General features: G+C 56.4%; 23 protein-coding genes. 16 read left to right on the top strand and 7 right to left on the bottom strand.

Features of this window, described 5'->3' with window-relative positions; genetic code table 11:
* Positions 1 to 51: 51 nt before the first annotated feature.
* From N5J69_RS14260 to N5J69_RS14235, 6 genes are all read left to right on the top strand, one after another.
* Positions 52 to 252: a DUF2065 domain-containing protein gene (locus N5J69_RS14260; RefSeq protein WP_010256126.1), complete on the top strand. Its 201-nt coding sequence runs from the start codon at positions 52 to 54 to the stop codon at positions 250 to 252.
* Positions 253 to 415: 163 nt separating this feature from the next.
* Complete coding sequence (locus N5J69_RS14255) at positions 416 to 1,714, top strand: adenylosuccinate synthase (RefSeq protein ID WP_279771156.1); 1,299 nt, start codon at positions 416 to 418, stop codon at positions 1,712 to 1,714.
* A gap of 218 nt (positions 1,715 to 1,932) precedes the next feature.
* Positions 1,933 to 2,376 (top strand): nitric oxide-sensing transcriptional repressor NsrR, encoded by a 444-nt coding sequence (gene nsrR, locus N5J69_RS14250; protein WP_279771155.1) that lies wholly within the window; start codon positions 1,933 to 1,935, stop codon positions 2,374 to 2,376.
* Positions 2,377 to 2,392: 16 nt separating this feature from the next.
* Positions 2,393 to 4,888 (top strand): ribonuclease R, encoded by a 2,496-nt coding sequence (gene rnr, locus N5J69_RS14245; protein WP_279771153.1) that lies wholly within the window; start codon positions 2,393 to 2,395, stop codon positions 4,886 to 4,888.
* A gap of 81 nt (positions 4,889 to 4,969) precedes the next feature.
* Positions 4,970 to 5,704 carry a 23S rRNA (guanosine(2251)-2'-O)-methyltransferase RlmB gene (rlmB, locus tag N5J69_RS14240; protein ID WP_033734044.1) on the top strand — a complete coding sequence of 245 codons (735 nt, stop codon included), beginning with the start codon at positions 4,970 to 4,972 and terminating at the stop codon, positions 5,702 to 5,704.
* A 220-nt stretch (positions 5,705 to 5,924) separates the two neighbouring features.
* The gene (locus tag N5J69_RS14235) at positions 5,925 to 7,553 is read left to right on the top strand and encodes an isovaleryl-CoA dehydrogenase (protein WP_279771151.1); all 1,629 of its coding nucleotides are present in this window, start codon (positions 5,925 to 5,927) and stop codon (positions 7,551 to 7,553) included.
* Here the strand turns inward: N5J69_RS14235 and bsmA are convergent.
* Both bsmA and N5J69_RS14225 read right to left on the bottom strand, forming a co-directional pair.
* Positions 7,527 to 7,853 (bottom strand): biofilm peroxide resistance protein BsmA, encoded by a 327-nt coding sequence (gene bsmA, locus N5J69_RS14230; protein WP_279771150.1) that lies wholly within the window; start codon positions 7,851 to 7,853, stop codon positions 7,527 to 7,529. The two genes, N5J69_RS14235 and bsmA, sit on opposite strands and share 27 nt — an antisense overlap.
* Positions 7,854 to 7,909: 56 nt before the next feature.
* Complete coding sequence (locus tag N5J69_RS14225) at positions 7,910 to 9,841, bottom strand: methyl-accepting chemotaxis protein (RefSeq protein ID WP_279771149.1); 1,932 nt, start codon at positions 9,839 to 9,841, stop codon at positions 7,910 to 7,912.
* Between the two features lie 159 nt (positions 9,842 to 10,000).
* Between N5J69_RS14225 and yjfP the strand changes: the two genes are divergently transcribed.
* Complete coding sequence (gene yjfP, locus N5J69_RS14220) at positions 10,001 to 10,750, top strand: esterase (protein WP_279771148.1); 750 nt, start codon at positions 10,001 to 10,003, stop codon at positions 10,748 to 10,750.
* Positions 10,751 to 10,795: 45 nt separating this feature from the next.
* On the opposite strand, the gene N5J69_RS14215 is transcribed toward yjfP, so the two are convergent.
* Positions 10,796 to 11,002, bottom strand: a complete 207-nt coding sequence (locus N5J69_RS14215) for a hypothetical protein (protein ID WP_279771147.1) — start codon at positions 11,000 to 11,002, stop codon at positions 10,796 to 10,798.
* Between the two features lie 404 nt (positions 11,003 to 11,406).
* On the opposite strand from N5J69_RS14215, the gene rpsF reads away from it, so the two are divergent.
* Genes rpsF through rplI form a run of 4 tightly spaced genes read left to right on the top strand, consistent with a single transcriptional unit; the run spans position 11,407 to position 12,847 of the window.
* The gene (rpsF, locus tag N5J69_RS14210; protein ID WP_003855334.1) at positions 11,407 to 11,802 is read left to right on the top strand and encodes a 30S ribosomal protein S6; all 396 of its coding nucleotides are present in this window, start codon (positions 11,407 to 11,409) and stop codon (positions 11,800 to 11,802) included.
* Positions 11,803 to 11,808: 6 nt separating this feature from the next.
* Positions 11,809 to 12,126, top strand: a complete 318-nt coding sequence (gene priB / locus N5J69_RS14205) for a primosomal replication protein N (RefSeq protein WP_279771145.1) — start codon at positions 11,809 to 11,811, stop codon at positions 12,124 to 12,126.
* Positions 12,127 to 12,130: 4 nt separating this feature from the next.
* Positions 12,131 to 12,358, top strand: a complete 228-nt coding sequence (gene rpsR, locus N5J69_RS14200; protein ID WP_002210155.1) for a 30S ribosomal protein S18 — start codon at positions 12,131 to 12,133, stop codon at positions 12,356 to 12,358.
* A 39-nt stretch (positions 12,359 to 12,397) separates the two neighbouring features.
* Positions 12,398 to 12,847, top strand: a complete 450-nt coding sequence (gene rplI, locus N5J69_RS14195; protein WP_279771143.1) for a 50S ribosomal protein L9 — start codon at positions 12,398 to 12,400, stop codon at positions 12,845 to 12,847.
* 82 nt (positions 12,848 to 12,929) lie between these two features.
* On the opposite strand, the gene N5J69_RS14190 is transcribed toward rplI, so the two are convergent.
* Entirely contained in the window at positions 12,930 to 13,607 is a 678-nt protein-coding gene (locus N5J69_RS14190; protein WP_279771142.1) for a LysM-like peptidoglycan-binding domain-containing protein, read from the bottom strand.
* 220 nt (positions 13,608 to 13,827) lie between these two features.
* Between N5J69_RS14190 and fklB the strand changes: the two genes are divergently transcribed.
* Positions 13,828 to 14,448 (top strand): FKBP-type peptidyl-prolyl cis-trans isomerase, encoded by a 621-nt coding sequence (fklB, locus tag N5J69_RS14185; RefSeq protein ID WP_279771141.1) that lies wholly within the window; start codon positions 13,828 to 13,830, stop codon positions 14,446 to 14,448.
* Between the two features lie 45 nt (positions 14,449 to 14,493).
* Here fklB and N5J69_RS14180 read toward each other — a convergent pair whose 3' ends face one another.
* The gene (locus tag N5J69_RS14180) at positions 14,494 to 16,437 is read right to left on the bottom strand and encodes a bifunctional 2',3'-cyclic-nucleotide 2'-phosphodiesterase/3'-nucleotidase (protein WP_279771140.1); all 1,944 of its coding nucleotides are present in this window, start codon (positions 16,435 to 16,437) and stop codon (positions 14,494 to 14,496) included.
* A gap of 293 nt (positions 16,438 to 16,730) precedes the next feature.
* Between N5J69_RS14180 and cysQ the strand changes: the two genes are divergently transcribed.
* Positions 16,731 to 17,474: a 3'(2'),5'-bisphosphate nucleotidase CysQ gene (gene cysQ / locus N5J69_RS14175; RefSeq protein WP_279771139.1), complete on the top strand. Its 744-nt coding sequence runs from the start codon at positions 16,731 to 16,733 to the stop codon at positions 17,472 to 17,474.
* A 67-nt stretch (positions 17,475 to 17,541) separates the two neighbouring features.
* Here the strand turns inward: cysQ and N5J69_RS14170 are convergent, their stop codons facing one another.
* A complete protein-coding gene (locus tag N5J69_RS14170) occupies positions 17,542 to 18,099 on the bottom strand; it encodes a YtfJ family protein (RefSeq protein WP_279771138.1) in 558 nt (185 codons plus the stop codon).
* A gap of 315 nt (positions 18,100 to 18,414) precedes the next feature.
* Between N5J69_RS14170 and N5J69_RS14165 the strand changes: the two genes are divergently transcribed.
* Positions 18,415 to 18,621 (top strand): DUF1107 domain-containing protein, encoded by a 207-nt coding sequence (locus tag N5J69_RS14165; RefSeq protein WP_003855513.1) that lies wholly within the window; start codon positions 18,415 to 18,417, stop codon positions 18,619 to 18,621.
* Positions 18,622 to 18,731: 110 nt separating this feature from the next.
* Here N5J69_RS14165 and N5J69_RS14160 read toward each other — a convergent pair whose 3' ends face one another.
* Positions 18,732 to 20,054, bottom strand: a complete 1,323-nt coding sequence (locus tag N5J69_RS14160) for a hemolysin family protein (RefSeq protein ID WP_013359164.1) — start codon at positions 20,052 to 20,054, stop codon at positions 18,732 to 18,734.
* Positions 20,055 to 20,547: 493 nt separating this feature from the next.
* Here N5J69_RS14160 and N5J69_RS14155 point away from each other — a divergent pair, with 493 nt between their 5' ends.
* Positions 20,548 to 22,287, top strand: coding sequence for an autotransporter assembly complex family protein (locus N5J69_RS14155; protein ID WP_279771137.1), 1,740 nt, complete (start codon positions 20,548 to 20,550; stop codon positions 22,285 to 22,287).
* On the top strand, positions 22,284 to 26,051 hold the full coding sequence (locus N5J69_RS14150) for a translocation/assembly module TamB domain-containing protein (RefSeq protein WP_279771136.1): 3,768 nt from the start codon (positions 22,284 to 22,286) through the stop codon (positions 26,049 to 26,051). Before N5J69_RS14155 ends, N5J69_RS14150 begins: the two co-directional genes overlap by 4 nt.

Here is a 26,051-nt window from a genome sequence, read left to right as displayed (position 1 = left end):
GATATAACCATCAGGCCGACAATGTTGTCGGCCTTTTTTTTGGGTATCAGAATGAAAACAAGCATCTGGATGGCACTGGCGCTGGTCTTAGTGCTGGAAGGGTTGGGACCGATGTTTATGCCACGCGCCTGGCGACGTATGATCCTGACGATGACCCGCTTGCCCGATCGCCTGCTGCACCGCTTTGGTGGCGGACTGGTCGTTGCGGGCATGGTGATTTACTGCATGCTCAGCCTGCATGGCAATTTGTAACCCGGTCCGTACCGGCTAAATTGTGTCTTTTAGCGGCTTTATGCCCAACATGTTGTAGTGATCAAAACTCAGGCAAAAAAGCGCGCAATCGTGTGCTAAAAGTGCTGAAAACCACGGGATCAGATGGTAGAATCCTTTTTTAAGCAATCGGTGATTTTGAGAAATGGGTAAGAACGTCGTCGTACTGGGCACCCAATGGGGTGACGAAGGTAAAGGTAAGATTGTAGACCTTCTGACTGAGCGCGCGAATTACGTTGTGCGTTATCAAGGCGGCCACAATGCGGGCCACACGCTTGTCATCAACGGTGAAAAAACCGTCCTCCACCTGATCCCTTCTGGCATTCTGCGCGATAACGTGACCAGCATTATTGGTAACGGCGTAGTGCTCTCTCCTGAAGCCTTAATGAAAGAGATGAAAGGCCTGGAAGCGCGTGGGATCCCGGTACGTGAACGTCTGCTGATTTCTGAAGCCTGTCCGCTGATCCTGCAATATCACGTTGCAATGGATATGGCGCGTGAAAGAGCGCGCGGTGCTAAAGCGATTGGTACGACCGGTCGTGGCATTGGCCCTGCTTATGAAGACAAAGTGGCGCGTCGTGCACTGCGTGTCAGCGACCTGTTTAACAAAGAAACCTTTGCTGCCAAGCTGAAAGAAGTGGTCGATTTCTACAACTTCCAGCTGGTTGAGTACTACAAAGAGCCAGCAGTGGACTTCGACAAAGTGCTGAGCGATGTGATGGAAGTGGCTGACATCCTCACGGGCATGGTGGTTGACGTCTCAGAACTGCTGGACAGCGCACGTAAGCGTGGCGACCTGATTATGTTTGAAGGCGCACAGGGTACGCTGCTGGATATCGATCATGGTACTTATCCGTACGTGACCTCGTCCAACACGACTGCAGGTGGCGTCGCAACCGGTTCAGGTATTGGTCCGCGTTATGTTGACTACGTGCTGGGTATCGTGAAAGCGTACTCAACCCGCGTGGGCGCAGGCCCGTTCCCGACCGAGCTGTTCGATGAAACCGGCGAATTCCTCTGTGCGCAGGGTAACGAGTTTGGTGCCACCACCGGACGTCGTCGTCGTACCGGCTGGCTGGATGCGGTAGCGGTTCGCCGTGCAGTACAGATTAACTCCCTGTCAGGTTTCTGCATGACCAAGCTGGACGTGCTGGATGGCCTGAAAGAGGTGAAAATCTGTGTTGCTTATCGCATGCCTGATGGCCGCGAAGTCACCTCTACGCCACTGGCGGCAGAAAACTGGGAAGGCATTGAGCCTGTCTACGAAACCCTGCCAGGCTGGAGCGAAACAACGTTTGGCGTTAAGACGCTGGAAGGTTTACCTCAGGCTGCGCGTGATTACATCAAGCGCGTCGAAGAGGTAACGGGTGTGCCGATTGATATTATCTCAACCGGTCCCGATCGCAGTGAAACAATGATTCTGCGCGATCCGTTCGACGCATAATGATTAAGGCCGGACGCTGTCCGGCCCTTGTTTTTCCACTCTTAGATGCCACTTAATACCCCTTCGCTTGTCAAAGCCTGTGCTGACTGAAAAAAACGCACGGTCAATCACACTCTGGTTTATCATCGTAGTTAATCGAATGGCGATCCGATTTAATCCTGACACCCATTGTAAGGCGAATAACGCAATGCCACGCCTGAAGGTTCACTGAGGTTACTGTGCAGCTCACGAGTTTTACTGATTATGGCTTACGGGCCCTGATTTATCTGGCCTCGTTACCTGAAGGCCAGCAGACCAATATTACCGCGGTGACGAACACGTACGGTTTGTCGCGTAACCATATGGTCAAAATCATTAATCAGCTGAGCCGGGCGGGATATGTCTCCGCGACGCGGGGTAAAAACGGCGGTATTCGTCTGGGCATGCCGCCACGTCAGATTGTAATCGGTGACGTGGTACGCAAGATGGAACCGCTACAATTAGTGGACTGCGCCGCCTGCTCCATCACGCCCGCCTGCCGTCTGAAGCAGGCACTGCACGACGCGGTGCAGCGCTTTTTGCATGAGCTGGATGGCTATACGCTGGCCGATTTGGTTGAAGGAAATACACCACTTTATGAAATCATCCTGTCCAAATCGCCGGCGGAAATAAATAACAAATGACATCGGAGGAACCGCTATGTCAAAAGATCCTTTTCAGGATAGAGAAGCTGAAAAATACGAAAACCCTATTCCAAGCCGTGAATTTATTCTGGCTCTGTTAGAAAAACGTGAAAAACCAGCCAGCCGTGAAGAGCTGGCTGAAGAGATGAATCTGCACGAAGAAGAGCACCTTGAGGCGCTGCGTCGCCGCCTTCGCGCCATGGAGCGTGATGGTCAGCTGGTGTTCACCCGCCGTCAGTGTTACGCCCTGCCAGAACGTCTTGATCTCCTGCGCGGTAAAGTCATCGGCCACCGCGATGGTTACGGCTTCCTGCGGGCAGAAGGTCAGAAAGATGACCTCTACCTCTCGGCAGAACAAATGAAGTTCTGTATGCACGGTGACGTCATTCTGGCGCAGCCGCTGGGTGCCGATCGCAAAGGCCGCCGCGAAGCGCGCGTGGTCCGCGTGCAGGAACCCCGCAATAACCAGATCGTTGGCCGCTACTTTACCGATGCCGGTGCAGGTTTCGTGGTGCCGGACGACAGTCGCCTGAGTTTTGATATTCTCATTCCGCCTGAAGAGACGATGAATGCCCGCATGGGGTCGGTGGTGGTGGTTGAGCTGGTTCAGCGTCCGAACCGTCGCAGCAAAGCGATTGGTAAAGTGACTGAGATTCTGGGCGATGATATGGGCACCAGCCTGGCGGTTGATATGGCTCTGCGTACCCATGAAATTCCGCACACCTGGCCGCCAGAAGTGGAAGCGCAGGTCAGCAAGCTGAAAGAAGAAGTCCCGGAAGAGGCCAAAAAAGGCCGCGTCGACTTGCGGAAACTGCCTCTGGTCACCATTGACGGTGAAGATGCCCGTGACTTTGATGATGCTGTCTACTGCGAGAAAAAACGCGGTGGCGGATGGCGTCTGTGGGTCGCTATCGCCGATGTGAGCTATTACGTTCGTCCTGGCACCCCACTGGATGACGAAGCCCATCAGCGTGGCACCTCCGTCTACTTCCCGTCGCAGGTGGTGCCGATGCTGCCGGAAGTGCTGTCGAATGGCTTATGTTCGCTTAACCCGCAGGTCGACCGGCTCTGCATGGTGTGCGAGATGACCATTTCGACCAAAGGTAAACTCACAGGCTTTAAGCATTACGAAGCGGTGATGAATTCTCATGCGCGTCTGACGTACAACAAAGTCTGGAACATCCTGCAGGGCGACAAAGCGCTGCGTCAGCAGTACGCGCCGCTGGTCAAGGATCTCGAAGAGCTGCACAACCTCTATCAGGTGCTGGATGCTGCACGTGAAGAGCGCGGCGGTATCTCGTTTGAAACGGAAGAGGCGAAGTTCATCTTCAACGCCGAGCGCCGTATTGAGCGGGTTGAGCGCGCTTCACGTAATGACGCCCATAAGCTGATTGAAGAGTGCATGATCCTGGCGAACATCGCTTCGGCACGCTTCGTTGAAAAAAATCAGGAACCGGCGCTGTTCCGCGATCACGATCGCCCGACCGACGAAAGCATCAAGAGTTTCCGCACCGTGCTCAACGAGCTGGGCCTGAGTCTGCCCGGCGGCAACAAACCGCAGCCTGTCGACTATGCGGCACTGCTGAAGCAGGTTGCCGATCGGCCTGATGCGGAAATGCTGCAAACCATGCTGCTGCGTTCGATGAAGCAGGCGGTTTACGACCCGGAAAACCGTGGTCACTTTGGTCTGGCACTTGCGTCGTATGCGCATTTTACCTCGCCAATTCGCCGCTACCCGGATCTCACGCTGCACCGCGCCATCAAATATCTGCTGGCAAAAGAGCAGGATGAAGGTAAAGGCCTGGTCCAGCGTGCCATTAAATACCTGATGCCGAAAGAGCGCAGCGTCGCCAAAGATATGACGACAGCGACCGGTGGCTATCACTACGACATGCCGCAGATGCTGCAACTGGGCCTGCACTGCTCCCTGACGGAACGCCGTGCCGATGAAGCGACCCGCGACGTTGCGGACTGGCTCAAGTGTGACTTCATGCAGGATCAGGTCGGCAACGTCTTCAACGGCGTCATCTCCAGCGTCACCGGATTTGGCTTCTTTGTTCGCTTAAGCGATCTGTTCATCGACGGTCTGGTTCACGTTTCAACGCTCGACAACGATTACTACCGCTTTGACCCGGTGGGTCAGCGTCTGATCGGTGAATCGGGTGGCCGTACCTATCGTCTGGGTGACACCGTGGAAGTGCGTGTCGAAGCGGTCCATATGGATGAGCGTAAGATCGACTTTGCCCTGATCTCCAGCCAGCGCCAGGTGCGTGGTGAAGGTAAAACCGCACGTGATCGGGCGAAGCGTGACGACAACGCGCCAGCGAAACGCCGTCGTAACGTGAACAAAAAGTCCAACTTCGAGCCGGACGCCGCATTCCGGGGAAACAAGGGCAAACCTGCCGCGGCGAATACCGAGAAAAAAAGTAAAAACGTCTCGGAAAAAACCCGTAAAATCGCCGCCGCTACCCGGGCGAAGCGCGCCAGAAAAAAAGCTGAGCCTGAAGGCTGAGCGTAACCTGATGCGCGTACCCGCCCTTTCTCATTGCAGAAAGGGCGGTCATTTATTCATTTCCAACCACTGAGCAGATCGATGAGCGAAATTATTTTTGGTATCCATGCCGTGCAGGCGCTGCTGGAACGTGATCCACAACGTTTCCAGGAAGTCTTTATCCTCAAAGGCCGCGACGATCGTCGCCTGCAACCCGTGGTCGCCGCGCTGGAAGCTCAGGGGATCGTGATCCAGCTGGCCGAGCGTAAATGGCTCGACAGCCAGGTTGAAGGCGGTGTGCATCAGGGCATCGTGGCACGGGTGAAGCCGGGTCGTCAGTATCAGGAAGGCGATCTGCCGGATCTGCTGCAGAGCCTGGAAAAACCCTTCCTGCTGGTGCTGGATGGGGTTACCGATCCGCACAATCTGGGTGCCTGCCTGCGCAGTGCCGATGCAGCCGGTGTTCATGCGATCATCGTGCCGAAAGATCGTTCTGCCCCCCTGAATGCCACGGCGAAAAAAGTCGCCAGCGGTGCGGCAGAAAATGTGCCGTTGATTCGCGTGACCAACCTGGCCCGTACCCTGCGTCTGCTGCAGGAGTACAACATCTGGGTTGTCGGCACCGCAGGTGAAGCTGACCATACCGTTTTCCAGAGCAAAATGACCGGCCCGATGGCGCTGGTGATGGGCGCGGAAGGGGAAGGCATGCGTCGTCTCACCCGCGAGCATTGCGATGAGCTGATCAGCATTCCGATGGCGGGCAGCGTCTCTTCGCTGAATGTCTCCGTCGCTACCGGCGTTTGCCTGTTCGAAGCGGTGCGTCAGCGCAACGCCTGATCCCCGATGTGATCCTCACCACAAATTAGTTTCTGTACCAGGCATAACTGCGCGTCATTCGTATATACCCAAAGGATTTCGGGTTGCATTGAGGCGGCAAGAGAACGAATCCCGATGAGCTTACATGAGTAAGTGATTCGGGTGAGTGAACGCAGCCAACAAAAATGCAGCTTGAAAGACGACGGGTATACTTACTGAGTGACATCCGCGAGGAGTGGTTATGACCTGGACAACACACACCGTTTTTAATCAGCCCCATCCTCTGAGCAACAGTAACCTGTTCCTGTCTGATACGCCGCTCGGCGAGGCACTCTCACGCGAAGGCGCGGGGTGGGATGGGGAATGGCTGGCGTCGGTAGGCCGCCAGCTGGGCAGCGCCGAGTCGCTGGAGCTGGGCCGGCTCGCCAACGCTGAACCGCCTGAACTGCAGCGCTACGATGCCCGTGGCGTCCGGCTGGATGACGTTCGTTTTCATCCTGCCTGGCACCTGCTGATGCAGGGCGTCTGCGCCAGTCGTCTGCATAACCTCAGCTGGCAGCCCACGGTGCGTGAACAGGCCAGCGTAGCGCGCGCTGCACGCTTTATTCTGCATGCGCAGGTGGATGCGGGCACGCTCTGCCCGGTGACCATGACGCACGCCGCCATTCCGCTGCTGCAGACGTATCTGCCCGCCGCGTTTGAGGGCTGGCTCGATCCGCTGCTCAGCGACCGCTACGACACGCATGCACAGCCCGGCGACCAGAAACGCGGATTGCTTATCGGGATGGGCATGACGGAAAAGCAGGGCGGCAGCGATCTCTTTACCAGCACCACCCGTGCCGAGCCGCTGGGCCCGCGCGGCGCGGGAGAAGCCTACCGCCTGACCGGTCACAAATGGTTCTTCTCGGTGCCGCAGAGCGATGCGCATCTGGTGCTGGCTCAGACGCCTGAGGGATTAAGCTGTTTTTTTCTGCCGCGCCTGTTGCCCGACGGGTCACGTAATGCCATCCAGCTTGAGCAGCTCAAAGATAAGCTGGGCAATCGCTCGAATGCCAGCTGCGAAGTGGAATTTCGCGAGGCGACCGGCTGGCTGCTGGGGGAGGAGGGTGAAGGCATACGGCTGATCCTGAAAATGGCCGGTATGACGCGCTTTGACTGCGCGCTCGGCAGTCATGGTCAGATGCGACGCGCCTTCTCTGTGGCGGTCTGGCATGCCCATCAGCGCCAGGTCATGGGGAAAAATCTGGTGGATCAGCCGCTGATGCGTCAGGTTCTGGCACAGCAGGCGCTGCAGCTTGAGGGGCAAACCGCACTGCTGATGCGGCTGGCACGGGCCTGGTCACAGCCCGCCAAACCGCATGAAGTCAACGTTGCCCGCTTATTCACGCCAGCGGCAAAATATGTGATTTGCAAAGCCGGTGCGCCGTTTGTGGCTGAGTCGATGGAAGTACTGGGGGGCATCGGCTACTGCGAGGCGAGTGAGCTGCCGCGCCTTTATCGTGACATGCCGGTTAACAGTATCTGGGAAGGTTCAGGCAATGTGATGTGCCTTGATGTCCTGCGGGTGCTTGCCCGTCAGGGCGAAGTCATGGCGATGCTGAGTCAGGAATTCGAGGCGGTGAAAGGGATCAATCGTCATTTCGATGCGCGCTGGCGACAGCTGCGGCTACAGCTTAGTCACGTTCCCGAAGAGCAGGCGCGAAACATCACCCACATGCTGTTGCAGCTGGCGACGGGCGCTCAACTCCTGAAATACAGTGAGCCACCGCTGGCTGATGCATGGTGCCAGCAGTGGCTCGATCGGCGGGGCTCACGCCCGCTTGACGCAGCAGTCACTGACCGGCTACTGGCCCGCGCCTGTGGCCGGTGAGGCACCGTAAAGAATCGCGCTGGCGTACCACAAACCGGGCATCACCGTTTCGCTCAGCATCACAATCTGATAGTAAGCCGCGCCAGCCTGATTGGCCCGGGCGGCGATGGCCCTCTGGGCATCATCCGGTGAGCCATGCACGTTAACGGTAATGTTACCCAGCTTCGGCAAACCGCCGCTCTGCGCCCGTGAAATCTCCTGCGCCTGTTGGGTGGGTGCAGGCGGGGCTTTTGGCGTGGTCTCAAGTGCGGAACAGCCTGCCAGCAACAGACTTATCATCAGTAAGTAAGCGAAACGCATAGCAAAACCCCTATTCAGGACGAAACAGTAAGTGTATGTCATCGCCCTGAATGACGTCAGGATTTCAGGCTGAAAACGCTGACCAGCTGGGTCAGGTGATGGCCTTTATCACTCAGATTTTGCGCGCTGTTTTCTGCCTGTGCCACCAGTTCGCTGTTCTGATGCGTCGCCTGGCTGATCTGGTTCATCGCCAGATTCACCTGGCCGATACCCGCCGCCTGCTCCTGCGCCGCCACGTTGATCTCGCCCATCAGCGCCTGTACCTGCTCGATGTGGGTCACAATGTCTGTCATGGCATCACGCGTCTGTTCAGACAGCTGGTGGCCCTCTGCTACGTTGCTGATAGAGGTGGCAATCAGTCCATCAATCTCTTTGGCGGCCTGCGCGGAACGCTGTGCCAGCGCACGCACTTCTGCGGCCACCACGGCAAAGCCGCGGCCCTGTTCACCGGCTCGCGCCGCTTCAACAGCCGCATTCAGTGCCAGAATATTGGTCTGGAAGGCGATTGACTCAATCACGTGCGTGATATCCGCAATGCTTTGCGATGACACCTTAATCGCCGACATGGTGTTGACCGAGCGTACCACTGTCTGGCTGCCATGACTGACGATATCGCTGGCTTCGGCTACCAGTGACATCGCCTGACGCAGGCTGTCAGCAGTGTGTTCGACCGTGGCACCAAACTGCTCCATGCTGGCAGAGGTCTGCTCCACGCTGCTGGCCTGACGTCCGATTTGCTCGCTGATGTTATGACTGCTGGCCGCGATGGTGTCCGTGCCGTCGCTGATCTCCTGCGCCGCACCGCGCACCTGGCCGACAATTTTTTCCAGACCATCGCCAATGCCGTTAATTGCAATGATCAACTGGCCCACTTCATCGCGACGGCGGGTATCCATATGAACCTGCAGATTCCCGGCGGCATACTGCTCCGCCAGATGGATCACCTGCTGCAGCGGACGGGTAATCGCCCGACGGCTGTACCAGACAAACCCCAGTGCGAAGATCACCACCAGAACCAGTCCGGTCATCAGGAACAGGTTACGGCTATGGGTAATCGGGGCGAGCAGACTGGCACGGTTAACTTCACCGGTAATCACCCAGTTCCAGCCTGGCAAATGCTGCCAGGCCAGCATCTGCTGCTCACCGTTGATCTCCACCTGCTGCATACCCTGCGGCTGCGTCAGGAGTGGCTGCAATGTCGCGCTATCCCAGTCTGGCCGTTTTCCTTCGTTGTGCTGATCGAACAGATACTCGCCCTGAGCCTTGCCAGGCGTACCGTTGAGCACAAAGAAATGACCGCTTTCACCCAGCCGGCGCGCCAGGATTTTTTCACGCATCAGGGCATACTGCTTATCAATGCCAACACCGACAAACAGGATAGCGACGACGTTGCCACTCTCATCTTTTACCGGCTGATATTGGGTGATGTAGCGATGGCCGAACAGTGTCGCCAGCCCCCGGTAGACTTCGCCCTGATGGACACTTTTCCAGGCGGCGCCACTGCGGTCAAGCTGCGTACCGATTGCGCGGCTGCCATCCTGCTTTTTCAGGGAGGTGGAAATGCGGATAAAATCATCGCCATTGCGCACAAAAATGGTCGCCACGGCGGCGGTACGTTCGGTGAAATCGTCTACGGCGGTCTGGTCGAGGTTCAGCGTTTTTAACCCGGCGCGCAGCACCGGCGTCGAAAAGTCACCGACCTGCACGTGGGCGCTTTCATCCAGGCTAAAGCGCTTAGGCAGAAAGCTGGTGAACAGGTCGGTATAATGAGACACCTCTTCGGTCAGGGTGGCGTTAAACATGGTGGCCATTTCACTGATGCCCTGCACCTGATTGTGCATGTCATCAATGGCGAGATTTTCCAGCTGGCGAGAGGCGTTGTGGCTTTGAGTCAGTGTCAGTACCAGCAACAGCAGTGCTACGCTGAGAGACGTCAGTACAGACAGCTTAACTCCGAGACTCAGTCCGCTGAGAGAGAGACGCTTCATAAATTACCTTTGATCACATTAGGGGAATACACGATCAACGGCAGAGCACGGGAAAAGTTTAGGACGAAATCCGGCGACGAAGCGCAGCGGGAGGCTTCGCTATTTCAGCGTCAGAACATACACTTGATGGGCACGTCTTGCCCCCGCTCAGGAGAGACCATGATTGAACTCACCACAGAAACGCTGGCCGGTATCGAATGCCTGCACGCCACGCCTGCCGGACAACGGCATCAGCCACTGCCGACCGTGCTGTTTTATCACGGCTTTACCTCCTCAAAAGAGGTTTACGCCTACTTCGCCGTTGCGCTGGCGCAGGCGGGATTTCGGGCAGTCATGCCGGATGCCGAGCTGCACGGCGCGCGTTATCACGGTGACGCCGATGCACGGCTGGGTCGCTTCTGGGACATTCTTAAACAGAACATTGATGAGCTGCCGCTGCTGGAGGCCGCGCTGCGTCAGGAGAATCTCATCGCGGGTGCGCGTTTCGCCGTGGCAGGCGCGTCGATGGGGGGCATGACGGCTCTGGGTGCCATGGCACGTTATCCGCAGATTCAGTGTGTCGCCTGCATGATGGGATCGGGCTATTTTATGCAGCTTAGCGAGTCGCTGTTTCCGCCGAAAGTGGCCGATACGCCGGACCAGAAGGCGCAGGTCGCGGCCCGCATGGCCCCGCTGGCAGACTATGATCCCTGTAACCATCTGCAGGCACTGGCAAACCGTCCGCTGCTGTTGTGGCACGGCGAGGCGGATGAGGTGGTGCCGTGGGCGGAGAGCGTACGGCTGGAGAGGGCGCTGCGGGATAACGGGCTGGCGCAGCATCTGACCTCACTGTCTGAAAAGCAGATTGGGCATAAGATCACCCCATCCGCATTGACGGCGCTGGTCAGCTTTTTTACACATCAGCTCTGAACAGACGGGCGGCGAATGCCTCTGCCGCCCGGAGATTACCGGCACTTACCAGTGTGCAGACGATTTTTCTGCTGCTCTGGCAGGCGCATTGACCGGGTTTCTTTCCGGCGTGTCCAGCCGGTTAACGTAGACATAACCCGATGCCGCTTCGCTGCTGTGACTTCTCATCTGCTGCGCACAGTCAGCATAGCTGGCAAGAGCGGGTGGAGACAGGAAGAGACCCAGTAAAGTGGCGATGACGAACGTTTTCATGCCCGACTCCTCACTTCAGGGAACACACTCTGAGAGACGCGACTAAGCGAACCGTCGCGTTCTTATTAAGTTTAGCGACTGAGCATATTATCGCCAGATCGTTACTCTGAACCTCTTCTTCAGCGTTTTTGAACAAACCGGTATTAACCCGTTGTATTTCTGTCATTAGCACAAAAAGCCACGGTATCTGGCACGCTACCGGCAATTTGTTTAAATGTGCGCTTGAGTTCAGGGGCCGTCACCAGTATGATTACGCGTCAATTTTTCAGCCGCATTCTCAGGCTGTGTCCCACAAGCGCTCGTTACGGCGAACGGTTGTGGGACACAGCCTATAACGTTCCTTGCTTCCATGGGCCGCGGCTGACCCCGACAGGAGGCTGAATAATCCGTAAGGAGCAATTTCGATGCGTCATTACGAAATCGTATTTATGGTTCATCCTGACCAGAGCGAACAGGTTCCTGGCATGATCGAGCGTTACACTGGTGCTATCACTGGTGCAGAAGGCACGATTCACCGTCTGGAAGACTGGGGCCGCCGTCAGCTGGCTTACCCGATCAACAAACTGCACAAAGCGCATTACGTTCTGATGAACGTTGAAGCGCCGCAGGAAGCGATCGATGAGCTGGAAACGAACTTCCGCTTCAACGACGCCGTTATCCGTAGCATGGTTATGCGCGTTAAAAACGCGGTAACTGAAGCATCACCGATGGTTAAAGCGAAAGATGAGCGTCGTGATCGTCGCGAAGATTTTGCTAACGAATCCGCTGATGAGTCAGATGCTGGGGATTCTGAAGAGTAATCCATCGTGACGGTTAATCGACTTCGCCTGTCTGGCACTGTGTGCAAGACACCGGTAAGAAGAGTTAGCCCGTCAGGAATTCCGCACTGTCAGTTTGTGCTTGAGCACCGCTCAGTGCAGGAGGAGGCCGGGTTTCACCGGCAAGCCTGGTGTCGTATGCCTGTTATTATCAGCGGCAGCGTCCATCAGGTGATTACTCAACATATAACGGTCGGCACGCAACTCACACTCGACGGTTTCATTAGTTGCCATCAGGCACGAAATGGCCAGAGCAAAGTGGTGTTCCATGCCGAGCAGATTGAATTGATAGATTCTGGAGACTAGCCTAATGGCACGTTATTTCCGTCGTCGCAAGTTCTGCCGTTTCACCGCGGAAGGCGTTGTTGAGATCGATTACAAAGACATCGCAACGTTGAAAAACTACATTACCGAAAGCGGTAAAATTGTCCCGAGCCGTATCACCGGTACTCGTGCAAAATACCAGCGTCAGTTGGCTCGCTGCATCAAGCGCGCGCGTTACCTGTCTCTGCTGCCGTACACTGATCGTCATCAGTAATCGGCAACTGTCCATTAACGACTTTAAGAGGATAAGGTAATGCAAGTTATTCTGCTTGATAAAGTAGCAAACCTTGGCACCCTGGGTGATCAGGTTAACGTTAAAGCGGGCTATGCTCGTAACTTCCTGGTACCACAGGGCAAAGCTGTTCCTGCTACCAAGAAAAACGTTGAGTTCTTCGAAGCACGCCGTGCTGAACTGGAAGCCAAACTGGCTGACGTTCAGTCTGCAGCTGCTGCACGCGCTGAGAAAATCAATGCACTGGGCACGGTCACCATCACGTCTAAAGCAGGCGATGAAGGTAAACTGTTCGGTTCAATCGGTACCCGCGACATCGCTGATGCAGTGACTGCAGCTGGCGTTGAAGTGGCTAAGAGCGAAGTTCGTCTGCCGAACGGCGTTCTGCGCACTACCGGTGAGCATGAAGTAGACTTCCAGGTTCACAGCGAAGTATTCGCTAAACTGAACGTGAAAGTTGTTGCTGGTTAATTTTATTAACTGAGCACCACATCAACGCCGGCCCTGTGCCGGCGTTTTTGTTTTTATCCCTTTCTGTTGGCTGCGGTTCGCGTCACTGCGCACGAATAAAGCTGCCATCTGGCTGACGGGTAAACAGCACCGGGCCGTTTGCGCCATCCACTGTCAGTCCGGTTACTGTCCCCTGCGCATCCTGACGAATTTTAACCTGCTGACCGCTTTTCAGTGAGCTGAGTGGCTGATCGCTGCCTTCCACCCGCGCCATCGCAAACACATCATTGACCGGCAGACTGTTGTCACGAAACAGCTGCGCCAGCGTCTGACCGGACGCGATGGTCAGGTTGCGCCACTCCCCCTGAGAGTCGGCTTTTGGCGTCTGCTGAGCGGGTGAAGAGGAGGACGGGCGGCTACCGTCGTTATCATAAATATCCGCCTGCATCGGCACCTCTTTTTCCGCCGAAGGGGTAACAGACTGCTCAACCGGATAGCGCAGCGTGCTGGCAGGCCAGAGAAACGCCACCAGCATAACCAGCAGGGCGGCCACAATGCCACGACGGTGCGGTGCAGGCAGCGGGTCCATCCAGCGAATGTTATCGGTGAAATGCCAGATACGCTGAAGCCAGGTCGGCAGGCGGGATGACGCGTCTGAAGCCATTCGGGGTTCCTCCTCTCCGGCAGGCTGCTGAGGCCTGCGTGCGGCCAGCCAGGTCTGCAGCCGGGATACAATATGTTGTGCACGCATCCTGCGGCGGCGTGGGGCAATCTGGCCCATGTTTGCTCTCTTATTCAGGTACTACAGACGGGGTAATCCCCGTCGATAGTTATAGTATGGGCAATACCGGCGCGAAGTGCCTGCCAGCATTGATAAATTTGACGGCTCTATTGTTTCTCTTTCATCAGTAAAAGTCATCTGCGACGCAGGGCATTTTACGCCAGCGGCCTGCGCTGCTATGCTGCCGGTTCGAATTTATCCGAGAGTGAAAGGAACGAAGATGACTACCCCTTCTTTCGACAGCGTCGAAGCACAAGCAAGTTACGGTATTGGTTTACAGGTTGGCCAGCAGTTGCTGGAATCTGGTCTGCAGGGTCTGCAACCAGAAGCACTGCTCGCGGGTCTGCGCGACGCGCTGGAAGGGAACTCGCCGGCCGTACCGGTTGATGTGGTTCATCGCGCACTGCGTGAAGTGCACGAACGCGCTGAAGGCGTGCGTCGTGAGCGCACCGAAGCCATGGCAGCAGAAGGCCAGGCGTTCCTGCAGGAACATGCACAGCGTGAAGGCGTGAGCAGTACTGAGTCAGGCCTGCAGTTCAGCGTGATTACGCAGGGGGACGGTCCAATCCCATCACGTCAGGATCGCGTACGTGTTCACTACACCGGTAAACTGATCGACGGCAGCGTGTTCGACAGCTCGGTTGCCCGTGGCGAACCAGCGGAATTCCCGGTAAGCGGTGTTATTCCTGGCTGGATCGAAGCACTGACTCTGATGCCGGTTGGCTCAAAATGGGAACTGGTTATCCCACAGAGCCTCGCGTATGGCGAGCGCGGTGCGGGTGCCTCTATCCCACCCTTCAGCACCCTGATCTTCGAAGTTGAACTGCTGGAAATTCTGTAATCGCCGGACGCTGCAACCACGCCGGTTGCAGCGTTTTCTCCCGCCTTATTTCTGCTGTAAATTTACCTGCCATAGCGCAAAGCCGATCGCATCTGTCCCTTTGGGCTGAAGCGGATACTGCGCATGTTGCTGAATAAATCCGGTCGCTTTATCCCCCGGTGCCGTTTCAAACTGGATATCGAGCGGGGTCGATGAAGTAATCGGGGCCAGACGCCAGTTATTGTCCGCCTTTGGCTGAACTGCACCGTGTGCTTTGGTTTCAGCACTGATATAAGCCGCAACCACAGCGCGGTTCTCATCCGGCGAAGCAAAGGCGATGGACTTATCGCCGGTGCCAGCAAACTTGCCGCCATAGGCACGGTAGTTATTGGTCGCGACCAGGAAAACAGCCTTCGGATCGACGGGCTTACCCTGCCAGCTAAGCTGACGGATACGTGAAGCGTCAGGGTGGATCAGCTTGCACTCCGCGTCGTAGCGTGCGGGCTGGGTCACATCAATCTGGTAATTCACCCCATCAATCACATCAAAGTTATAGGTGCGGAAATCCCAGTTGATCAGCGACTGCGTTTCAGGGCTGTGCGGATCGATCTGGTTAAACTGGCCCGCTGAGCACTCCAGCCACTCTTTTACCTGCGCACCGGTGACTTTCATCACCACCAGCGTATTGGGATAAAGATAGAGATCGGCAGCGTTACGGAAGGTCAGCGCGCCTTTCTCCACTTCGGTATAGCTGGACGGATCGTTTTTACGTCCGCCTGCTTTAAACGGCGCAGCAGCAGAGAGCACCGGCAGGCGGCCCAGATCCGGATCGCCCTGTATAAAGTGCTCCACATAGGCACGCTGTGCATTATTGACGATCTGCACTGTGGGGTCGTCCTGGACCAGCGACAGATAGCTGTACATCACGTCAGCGGACTTACCGATGGGTTTTGCCACAAACTCCCGCGTTGCACGGTGATCGTCAGCCAGCACCTTCACCAGCGCCGGATCCTCGGCGGCCAGCGATTTCTTCGCGGCGATGTCGTAGACTGGCCTCGCCTCGGCTTTGCCGCTGCTCACCTGCCAGCGTCCGCCCTCATTGTTCAGCACCAGGTCTACCACCCCCAGATGATCGCCCCACATGCCGGGCATCACCGCCGGAATTCCGTTCAGCGTGCCGTTAGCGATGTCTGCGCCCCTGATGCTGGCAAATTCCTTGCTGGGGAAGACCGCATGCGCATGGCCAAACAGGATAGCGTTGATGCCTTCCACCTGGCTGAGATAGTAAACCGAATTCTCTGCCATTGTGTGCCAGGGCTCGCTGCTCAGACCGGAGTGGGGAATAGCAATGATCACATCGGCCCCCTGCGCACGCATCTCAGGCACGTAGCGGCGTGCCGTCTCGGTGATGTCATCGACACGCACCTTGCCCTGCAGGTTGGCTTTATCCCACACCATGATCTGCGGCGGCACAAAACCGATGTAGCCAATCTTCAGGGTCTGCGTTTTGCCCTCGCGATCTATCACCGTAGTGGATTTGATGAGGTAAGGCGTAAACAGCGGCTTACCGCTCTTCACATCAATCACGTTGGCATTCACATAAGGAAAGCGGGCACCCGCCAGCGCTTTTTTCAGGTAGGGCAGGCCATAATTGAATTCATGATTGCCGAGGTTACCTACGCTGTAATCCAGCGTGTTGAGCGCCTTGAAGACCGGATGGATTTCCCCTTCACGCAATCCCTTTGCCGCCATGTAGTCGCCCAGCGGGCTGCCCTGAATGATGTCGCCGTTATCGACCAGCAGGCTGTTTTTCACTTCATTGCGTGCGGCGTGGATCAGCGTGGCGGTTCGCACCAAACCAAACTTCTCGGTTGGCGTGTCTTTGTAGTAGTCGAAATCCATCATATTGCTGTGCAGATCGGTGGTTTCCAGTACGCGTAAATCCACCGTTGCGGCCTGTGTGGCGATGGAAACGCTCAGGGCCAGTAACATCATTCCGGGCTTAAACATGCTTGCTCCTGCTGCAAATTAAATTAAGGCTCTCAAAATAATGTAAAAGCATGACAGATAGTCATTTTAAATCGTGATGGATATAACGTTTTGGCGCATCGGTGAGCGGCCTGTTCTGATACGACGGTGGCGCAGCGGCGCAGGCGTGGCGATAAACGGGTAACTATGGTATTGATATATCTATAAATTGATGGGAAAGCCCGCCTGAGAATGAGCACGGCAGGCTGAACTGCTAAAATGTCTCTAGCTGGGGTGAACCGATCTCACAGCAGACAGACACAACGAGGTGAAAAATGTTAGAGCAAATCTGCCAACTGGCACGCGAAGCGGGCGACGCGATTATGCAGGTCTATAACGGTGCCGCGCCGCTTGACGTTTCTCACAAATCGGACGATTCACCGGTGACCGCCGCCGATATCGCGGCGCATGACGTCATCATGAAGGGCCTGAAACAGCTCTCGCCTGAGATCCCGGTGCTGTCAGAAGAAGATCCCGCCGCCTGGGAGGTGCGTCAGCACTGGCAGCGTTACTGGCTGGTCGATCCGCTGGATGGCACCAAAGAGTTCATCAAACGCAACGGCGAATTTACCGTCAACATTGCGCTGATTGACGCGGGCAAGCCGGTGATGGGCGTGGTTTATGCGCCGGTGCTGGACGTCATGTACTCCGCTGCAGACGGCAAAGCATGGAAAGAGGAGGGCGGTCAGCGCGAGCAGATTCATGCCCGTGACGCGCGTCCTCCGCTGGTGGTCGTCAGCCGTTCCCATGGCGACGACGAGGAGATGAAAGAGTACCTGAAGCAACTGGGTGAGCATCAGACCGTTGCAACCGGCTCTTCGCTGAAGTTCTGCCTGGTGGCGGAAGGTAAAGCCCAGCTCTATCCCCGTTTCGGGCCAACTAACATCTGGGATACCGGCGCAGGCCATGCTGTTGCGATGGCCGCAGGCGCGCATGTACACGACTGGCAGGGAAAAACGCTGGACTACGCGCCGCGTGAATCCTTCCTTAATCCTGGCTTCCGCGTCTCATTGTTTTAAGGCTGGCGAAGCCTGCCATCCTCTGACACCCCGGCGTGCGATCCTCCTGCCGCCGGTGTGTCAGCGGTTATTCCTTCAGCAGTGAGGTGACCAGCGCCATCACTTTTGTCACTTCATCCTGCGTCAGCGACCCATCCTTCACAAATTTCACGTTGCCCTGTTTATCCAGCACCACAATGGCAGAACCGGCAGGCTGTAACTGCCAGGCATGCTGCACATTGCCCTTGCTGTCGATGACAAATTGCGACCACGGATACTGCTGCTTGTTGGTTTCGACGCTGCTGCGCACAAACATGCCCGTCCCCGGGATAGCATCATCGGTGTTCACGATAGTGGTGGTCTGATAGCGGTCGTGCGGCAGCTTCGCCGCTTTGATCGCCTCAATCAACGCCGCGTTCATCTCTTTAGCGGATGAGCGACCGGCAATATGCTGGACTACGCGAACTTTTCCACTGAGCTGCGCGCTATTCCAGTTTTTATAGCTAAACTTCTCCTGCTGTAATAACAGTTCGCCTTTATCATTGACCCCAACGGGGGGGACCCGCACCTCCTGTCTGAGGTTATGGGCCATCACGCTTGCCGGTATCAGTAAAGACAACGCCGCAGCTGCCAGAATATTTCGCATTGCTATTTCCTTAAGTGATCAGACCAGTCAGTCATTTTACTGCAATAGTAAGCAGGGATGATGCGCCTGTCCTGGAAAGGTGTCAGGTTTGTTATGGCCGCCACAATTCCTTAACCAATGAAGGTTTATACTGTGTTGTGTGAGCCTGATAACAGAGTGTTCTGTAATGATGTGTCAATTCAGTAAAAAAATTCACTTTTCGGAACACCAGTCGGTTTGAGTGTTCTATAGTTATCGCGTATTCGCGCTTCATGGGCTGGAGCCAAATTTGGAAACAGCGAAGCGTGCTTTAAAAATGTACAGGAGTTAGTCAGCATGAAGATCTTCCAGCGCTATAATCCGCTACAAATAGCGAAATATGTAAAAACGCTGTTCAAAGGAAGGTTGTACATCAAGGATGTTGGCGCGTTCGAGTTCGATAAAGGGAAAGTCTTAATCCCACGCGTCAAAGACAAACAGCATCTGAGCGTGATGTCAGAAATCAACCGCCAGGTCGTTCGTCTCAAGCTTGAGTTCAACTAATTAAAAGGGCGCCGGTGGCGCCCTTAGTGTTTATCCTGCCTTTTGTCAGTCTGAACCTGGACAGTGCTCTCCATCCTCACGGTCGCCGTATATGCGCCGGTTCAGTCAGTCTACTCTTCTTCGCTTTTCGTCATGCTCAGCACCGGCGGGCGCTCATCGATTCGGGTGACCAGCAGCTGGTCGATACGATAGCTATCAATATCCACCACTTCGAACTTGTAGCCAGCAAACTTCACAAAATCGGTACGCTTCGGAATCTTACGCAGCATATACATCATAAAGCCGCCGATAGTTTCGTAGTTGCCTGACTGCGGGAAATCATCAATGTCGAGCACGCGCATCACGTCATCAATCGGCGTGCCGCCTTCAACCAGCCATGAATTCTCATCACGCGCCACAATCTGCTCTTCCATGCCCTGGCCTACCAGATCACCCATCAGCGTGGTCATCACGTCATTCAGGGTAATAATGCCCACGACCAGCGCATATTCGTTCATGATCACCGCGAAATCTTCACCGGCGGTTTTAAAACTTTCCAGCGCTTCGGAGAGAGTCAGCGTGTCCGGCACAATCAGCGCAGAGCGAATCTGCAGGCCGCTGTTCAGCGCCATACTCTGATTGCCCAGCACGCGCAGCAGCAGCTCTTTAGAGTCAACATACCCGACGATATGATCGATATCACCGCTACAGACCAGAAACTTGGAGTGGGGATGTTCGGCGATTTTGGTCTTGAGGCTGGTCTCATCTTCATGCAGATCAAACCAGACGATATTCTCACGTGAGGTCATTGAAGAGGGAACGGTACGCGATTCCAGCTCAAACACGTTTTCAATCAGCTCATGCTCCTGCTTACGCAGCACGCCCGCCAGGGCACCCGCTTCAACGACGGCGTAGATGTCGTCAGAGGTGATGTCATCTTTACGCACCATCGGCAGTTTGAAAATACGGAAAAAGACGTTCGCCAGGCCGTTAAACAGAAACACCAGCGGACGCATTACCAGCAGGCAGAAACGCATCGGATTGATGATGCGCAGCGCAATGGTTTCCGGCGCGACCATGCCGACCCGCTTCGGCGTTAAGTCGGCGAACAGAATAAACAGGCTGGTGACGATGGTGAAGGAGCAGATAAAGCTGAGCTGTTCTGCCAGTTCCGGCGAGACAAATCGGTTAAACAGGCCGCTGAAAACCGGGGAAAACGCAGCATCGCCGACAATACCCCCCAGGATAGCAACGGCGTTGAGGCCAATCTGCACCACGGTGAAGAACATGCCCGGCGTTTCCTGCATTTTAAGCACGCGCTGCGCATTAACATTGCCTTCATCGGCCAGCAGTTTCAGTTTGATTTTACGGGCGGCCGCCAGCGATATCTCTGACAGAGAAAAAAAGGCACTGATGACGATCAGCAATAGAATGACAAGTAAGCTATCTAACATATGAGATCCAAAGGGTTATCCACTTGTCATTTTTGGCCTGGGCAGCGTGGGTAAGCGCAAACAGAGTTGGTTTATCCGTGAAACACAGCTATCCGTGCCAAAAATGTCTGCGCCTGTTCGACAAGAAGAGCGATGTCGGGGCAGAAATGAAAACAGGCGAAATGCCTGTGGTGGCAGATTATAGCAGGAGCGCTCATTGTGCCGCCAGAGGGCAAACCGCCGCATCAGACAGCATCTGCGGCCAGAGCGGCGGGTTATCGGCTCGGATTTATCTGAGTGAGCCATTCAGAACTGATCATTCCACCCCGCAGGAGTTGTATCGCGATCCCCAATTGCCGACAATACCCCGTTATTTGACTGAGATGTCAGCGTTGCGCCGCCGTTTGCCATAAAGTGCGGCTATGATGAGGGTGTTGCCGTTGCGGTAGTGCGGGCAAAGATGATTAATAAGTGCCCCGCGGAAAAGGGGCCGGCATGATTAACAGGAGTACAGGTGCCACGATTTTATGTTTATTGCATAGCTGGCCTGCTACTTGCCGCGCCCGCCCTTGAGGCGGCGACCGTGCGATTACAGGTAGACGGCTTAACCGGGGATCTCCAGAAAAATGTCAGGGCGCGCCTGTCGACCATCGGCAGCGATGAGGTCTCTAACGATGGGCGTTTTCGCGCACGTGTCTCTGTTGCGATAAAAGAGGGGCTGCGCGCACTCGGTTATTATGAGCCGACCATCGATTTTGAATCCCGCCCCGCGCCTGCGCAGGGGGGACGCCCGGTGTTAGTGGCGCATGTCACCCCCGGCGAACCGGTAAAAATCGGCGGCAGCACCATCGTGGTCGAAGGCGATGCCCGTAACGACGCCGATTATAAAGCCTGGGTCAAAGAGGGACGGCCAAAACCAGGCACGCAGCTTAACCACGGGCAATATGACAAATTCAAAAGCGGCTTCTCTAATCTCGCGCTGCGTAACGGCTATTTCGACGGCACTTTCAAAAAAAGCCAGCTCGGCGTCTCGGTTGAGCGGCATGAAGCCTTCTGGGATATTGACTACGACAGCGGCGAGCGTTATCGCTTTGGTGACGTGACGTTCCAGGGGGCGCAGATTCGCGAAGCGTACCTGCAAAACCTGGTGCCGTTCAAAGAGGGGGATTACTACAGCTCCCGCGATTTAGCCGAGCTTAATCGCCGCCTCTCGGCCACCGGCTGGTTTAATTCGGTCGTGGTCGCGCCCGAATTCAGCAAAGGACGCCAGACCAAAGTACTGCCGCTGAGTGCCGTGATGTCACCCCGCACCGAAAACACCATTGAAACCGGCGTCGGCTACTCCACAGACGTGGGTCCACGCCTGAAAGGCACCTGGAAAAAGCCGTGGATCAACGACAGCGGCCACAGTCTTGCGGCCAGCGCCTACGTGTCTGCGCCGGAACAGCAGGTCGATCTCAGCTATAAAGTGCCGCTGCTGAAAAGCCCGCTTGAGCAGTACTACACCTTCTCTGGCGGTCTGAAGCGCACCGATCTCAACGACACTAAATCCGATACCACGACGCTGGCGATGTCGCGCAACTGGGACAGCAGCAGCGGCTGGCAGAAGGCCGTTAACCTGCGCTGGAGCCTGGACCACTTTACGCAGGGCAGCGTGACCAACACCACGATGCTGCTCTATCCCGGCGTCAGCGTAAACCGCACCCGTTCACGTGGCGGTCTGATGCCGACCTGGGGTGATTCTCAGCGCTATTCCGCCGACGTCTCGGACACGACGTGGGGATCTGACGTCGACTTCCTGATTCTGCAGGCGCAAAACGTCTGGATCCGGACTTTGGGCGACAGTCATCGCTTTGTGGCGCGCGGCAATCTTGGCTGGATCGAAACCAACGATTTCGACAAAGTCCCGCCGGATCTGCGCTTCTTTGCCGGGGGTGACCGCAGTATTCGCGGCTACAAATACAAAAACATTTCACCGCGCGATGATGACGGCAAGCTGACCGGTGCATCTAAACTCGCCACCGGATCGCTGGAATATCAGTACAACGTGACCGGAAAATGGTGGGGCGCGGTGTTTGTCGACTCAGGCGAAGCGGTTAACGACATCAAACAAAGCAACATCAAAACCGGTGCGGGCGTCGGCGTGCGCTGGTCTTCACCGGTGGGCCCAATCAAATTTGATATCGCCAGACCCATCGGGGATGACGAGACACATGGATTACAATTTTACGTAGGACTGGGGCCAGAACTATGAAGCTGTGGAAAAAGGTCCTGATCGGTATTCTGATCTTTCTGGTATTGCTGCTGGGCGGCGTGGCATTTTTAATCGGTACGACGCCGGGGCTGCATTTAGTGCTGAAGGGCGCGTCGCGCTGGGTGCCAGGTTTGTCGATCAAACAGGTCGATGGCGGCTGGCGTAACCTGACGCTTAACGGTCTGCGTTACGAAATGCCAGGCGTCAGCGTGGATGCCGGGCAAATCCATCTGGCGGTGGATCTCAACTGCCTGCTGCACTCCTCCGTCTGCGTTAACGATGTCTCTCTGCGCGATATCAGCGTGGTCGTTGACAGCAAGAAGATGACACCGGCTGCGCCCGCGCCAGAAGAAGAGAGCGGTAACACGAACCTCAGCACCCCCTATCCCATCACGCTGCGCCATCTTGGTCTGCACAATATCAATGTCAAAGTGGATGACACGGCGATTTCGCTGCTCGACTTCACAACCGGTCTGCAGTGGCAGGATCGTGCGCTGACGCTGAACCCGACACACATTCAAAGCCTGCTGATTGCGCTGCCGAAAGCGGCGAAAGTGGTCAATGACGAGGTGGTTGAGCCGAAAGTCCAGCAGCCACATCCCGCGGAGAAACCGCTGGGTGAAACGCTGCAGGCGATGTTTGCGCAGCCCCTGCTGCCAGCGTTGCCCGACTTCCGTCTGCCGCTGGATATTGAGGTGCAGCAGATTCTGGGTGAACAGCTGCGCATTACCGGTGACACCGACATTTCCGTCAGCCGCTTACTTCTGAAAGCCAGCACGGCCGATCGCCACATGCAGCTGACGACGCTGGAAGTGGACTCGAATCTTGGCAACCTCCAGGGTAGCGGCCAGGCGACACTGGCGGATAACTGGCCGGTCGATTTCACCCTGAACGGCACGGTCAACACCGACCCGGTTAAAGGCGAAAAACTGGCGCTGAAACTGAACGGTGCGATGCGCGATGAGCTGAAGCTGGGGCTGAACCTTTCAGGCCCGGTGAAGGCGCAACTGGATGCCACGACCCAGCTGGCGGTGGCGGGACTGCCGCTGTCACTGCAGCTCACCAGCCCGCAGCTGCGCTGGCCGCTAACCGGTCCGGTACAGTATCAGGCGGATAACCTGGATTATCAGTTCAAAGGCAAAGCCACCGATTATGTGATGTCACTGCAAACCGCCGTGAAGGGCGAGTCTGTGCCACCGGCGACGGTCTCACTGACGGGTAAAGGCAACGTTGAGCAGTTCAGCCTGGATCGCCTGCGCGTGGCTGCGCTGCAGGGCAACATCGATCTTACCGCGCTGGTGGACTGGAGTAAGGCGATCAGCTGGCGCAGTGAATTGACGCTGGCCGGGATCAACACCGCTAAGCAGTACCCGGACTGGCCTGCGCGACTGGATGGCAAAATCACCACCCGGGGCAGCCTGTATGGCGGCAGCTGGCAGCTGAGCGTGCCGCAGCTCCAGCTGAAAGGGAATGTGAAACAGAACGCCGTGACCGCAGATGGCTCACTGAGCGGTAACAGCTACAACCAGTGGACGGTGCCGGGCATTAAGCTGGCACTGGGACGCAACCAACTGGATGTTAAAGGGGCGCTGGGCGACAGTCTGGATCTGGATGCCAGCATCGATGCGCCACAGCTCGACAATGCGCTGCCGGGTCTGGGCGGTGTCGTCAGCGGCACCCTCAAAGCGCGTGGCACCCTGAAGGCACCGCAGCTGCTGGCCGATCTCAACGCCCGTGGCCTGCGCTGGCAGCAGATGCAGATCAATCGCGTCACCCTGAATGGCGACGTCCGCTCCGGCGAGCAGGTGGCGGGTAAGCTGCAACTGCGCGTCGAGCAGCTGAAGCAGGATGCGCTGAACATCAGCCTGCTGACGCTGAATGCGGACGGCAACGAGCGTCAGCATCAGCTGAAGCTCAATGTGCAGGGCAAACCGGTCTCTGGTCAGCTGGCGCTGAACGGCAGCTTTGATCGTCAGGCCGGGCGCTGGAAAGGCTCGCTGAACGATACCCACTTTGATACGCCTGTCGGCGAGTGGCGTCTGACGCGTGCGATGGCAATCGACTATCTCAACAGCCGTCAGACAGCGACCATCGGGCCACACTGCTGGCAGAACCCGAATGCACAGATTTGTGTACCGGAGCCGGTGGAAGCCGGGCCAGCAGGTAAGGCGCATGTGGTGCTGAATCGCGTTGACCTGGCGATGGTGAAGCCGTTTATGCCGGATGCGACCCAGCTCAGCGGCCTGTTCAGCGGTGATGTGCGCGTCAACTGGACTGCCGACGGTGCTCTGCCGACCGGAACCGTGGCGCTGAAAGGCACCGGCGTGAAAGTGGTGCAGGATGTGCAGGGCAATAACCTGCCCATCGCCTTCGACACGCTGAACCTTAATGCCGCACTGCGGAACGGACGCGCCCAGCTCGACTGGCTAATCCGCATTGCCGGTAACGGGCAGCTGGATGGCAACGTGCAGATCGACGATCCGCAAAACCGCCGCACGCTGGGGGGTAACGTTAACATCCGCAATGTCTCCCTGGCGATGCTCAACCCGGCACTGATGCAGGGTGAGAAGATCAAAGGCAGCCTGAACAGCAGCCTGCGTCTGGGCGGCAGCATCCAGCAGCCACAGGTGTTTGGTCAGCTTGGCCTGACGGGTGTCGATGTGGATGGCAACTTTATGCCGGTCGACCTGACGGCGGCCAGCCTGAATCTGGTGTTCAACGGCATGAATTCTACCCTGAACGGGCTGGTGCAGACCGCGCAGGGCAACATCAACCTGAGCGGTAACGCTGACTGGAGCCAGCTTGATAACTGGCGTGCGCGCATTGCGGCGCAGGGTAGCCGGGTTCGCGTGACCGTGCCGCCTATGGTGCGCATGGACGTCTCGCCCGATCTGGTGTTTGAAGCGACGCCAGCGGCCTTTAACCTTGATGGCCGGGTCGATATTCCGTGGGCACGCATCACCGTGCAGGAAGTGCCGGAAAGCGCAACCGGCGTCTCGTCGGATGAAGTGATGCTGGATGAACAGCTCAAGCCTATCGCACCGAAAACCGCCGCGATTCCGATTAACAGCAATCTGGTGATCCACGTCGGCAACGATGTCCGGCTCTCGGCGTTTGGCCTGAAAGCGAAACTGAATGGCGATCTGAAGATGGTTCAGGATCGGTCGGGTCTGGGCTTAAACGGTCAGATCAACATTCCGTCCGGTCGCTTCCACGCCTATGGTCAGGATCTGATTGTGCGTAAAGGCGAGCTGCAGTTCGCTGGCCCGCCGGATCAGCCTTACATCAACCTGGAAGCCATCCGTAACCCGGATGCCACCGAAGATGGTGTCACTGCGGGTCTGCGCGTTACCGGCCTTGCCGATGAGCCGAAAGCGGAAGTCTTCTCCGATCCGGCGATGTCGCAACAGGAAGCCCTGTCCTACCTGCTGCGCGGTCAGGGACTGGGCAGTGACGGCGACAGTAACGCCCTTACTTCGGCGCTTGTTGGCTTAGGGGTTGCACAAAGTGGTCAGGTTGTGGGTAAAATCGGGGAGACATTCGGTGTCAGTAATCTGGCCGTTGATACTGCGGGTGTTGGCGACAGCCAGCAGGTGCAGGTCAGTGGCTATGTACTACCGGGTCTGCAGGTAAAATACGGTGTTGGCATATTTGATTCACTGGCGACGTTAACCTTGCGTTACCGCCTGATGCCCAAACTCTATCTGGAAGCCGTGTCCGGTGTGGATCAGGCTCTCGATTTGCTCTATCAGTTTGAGTTTTAG

Origin of the sequence: Pantoea sp. GD03673 (assembly GCF_029844725.1) — a bacterium.
GTDB lineage: Bacteria > Pseudomonadota > Gammaproteobacteria > Enterobacterales > Enterobacteriaceae > Pantoea.
Note: the sequence above shows the minus strand (reverse complement) of the source record. Positions and strands in the feature narration are given on the sequence as shown.

Bases quoted from the DNA above. Each gene is read 5' to 3' on its own strand.
- N5J69_RS14260 (WP_010256126.1), top strand. From the start codon at position 52: ATGAAAACAAGCATCTGGATGGCACTGGCGCTGGTCTTAGTGCTGGAA.
- N5J69_RS14255 (WP_279771156.1), top strand. From the start codon at position 416: ATGGGTAAGAACGTCGTCGTACTGGGCACCCAATGGGGTGACGAAGGT.
- rnr (WP_279771153.1), top strand. From the start codon at position 2,393: ATGTCAAAAGATCCTTTTCAGGATAGAGAAGCTGAAAAATACGAAAAC.
- rlmB (WP_033734044.1), top strand. From the start codon at position 4,970: ATGAGCGAAATTATTTTTGGTATCCATGCCGTGCAGGCGCTGCTGGAA.
- N5J69_RS14235 (WP_279771151.1), top strand. From the start codon at position 5,925: ATGACCTGGACAACACACACCGTTTTTAATCAGCCCCATCCTCTGAGC.
- bsmA (WP_279771150.1), bottom strand. From the start codon at position 7,853: ATGCGTTTCGCTTACTTACTGATGATAAGTCTGTTGCTGGCAGGCTGT.
- N5J69_RS14225 (WP_279771149.1), bottom strand. From the start codon at position 9,841: ATGAAGCGTCTCTCTCTCAGCGGACTGAGTCTCGGAGTTAAGCTGTCT.
- yjfP (WP_279771148.1), top strand. From the start codon at position 10,001: ATGATTGAACTCACCACAGAAACGCTGGCCGGTATCGAATGCCTGCAC.
- N5J69_RS14215 (WP_279771147.1), bottom strand. From the start codon at position 11,002: ATGAAAACGTTCGTCATCGCCACTTTACTGGGTCTCTTCCTGTCTCCA.
- rpsF (WP_003855334.1), top strand. From the start codon at position 11,407: ATGCGTCATTACGAAATCGTATTTATGGTTCATCCTGACCAGAGCGAA.
- rpsR (WP_002210155.1), top strand. From the start codon at position 12,131: ATGGCACGTTATTTCCGTCGTCGCAAGTTCTGCCGTTTCACCGCGGAA.
- rplI (WP_279771143.1), top strand. From the start codon at position 12,398: ATGCAAGTTATTCTGCTTGATAAAGTAGCAAACCTTGGCACCCTGGGT.
- N5J69_RS14190 (WP_279771142.1), bottom strand. From the start codon at position 13,607: ATGGGCCAGATTGCCCCACGCCGCCGCAGGATGCGTGCACAACATATT.
- fklB (WP_279771141.1), top strand. From the start codon at position 13,828: ATGACTACCCCTTCTTTCGACAGCGTCGAAGCACAAGCAAGTTACGGT.
- N5J69_RS14180 (WP_279771140.1), bottom strand. From the start codon at position 16,437: ATGTTTAAGCCCGGAATGATGTTACTGGCCCTGAGCGTTTCCATCGCC.
- cysQ (WP_279771139.1), top strand. From the start codon at position 16,731: ATGTTAGAGCAAATCTGCCAACTGGCACGCGAAGCGGGCGACGCGATT.
- N5J69_RS14170 (WP_279771138.1), bottom strand. From the start codon at position 18,099: ATGCGAAATATTCTGGCAGCTGCGGCGTTGTCTTTACTGATACCGGCA.
- N5J69_RS14165 (WP_003855513.1), top strand. From the start codon at position 18,415: ATGAAGATCTTCCAGCGCTATAATCCGCTACAAATAGCGAAATATGTA.
- N5J69_RS14160 (WP_013359164.1), bottom strand. From the start codon at position 20,054: ATGTTAGATAGCTTACTTGTCATTCTATTGCTGATCGTCATCAGTGCC.
- N5J69_RS14150 (WP_279771136.1), top strand. From the start codon at position 22,284: ATGAAGCTGTGGAAAAAGGTCCTGATCGGTATTCTGATCTTTCTGGTA.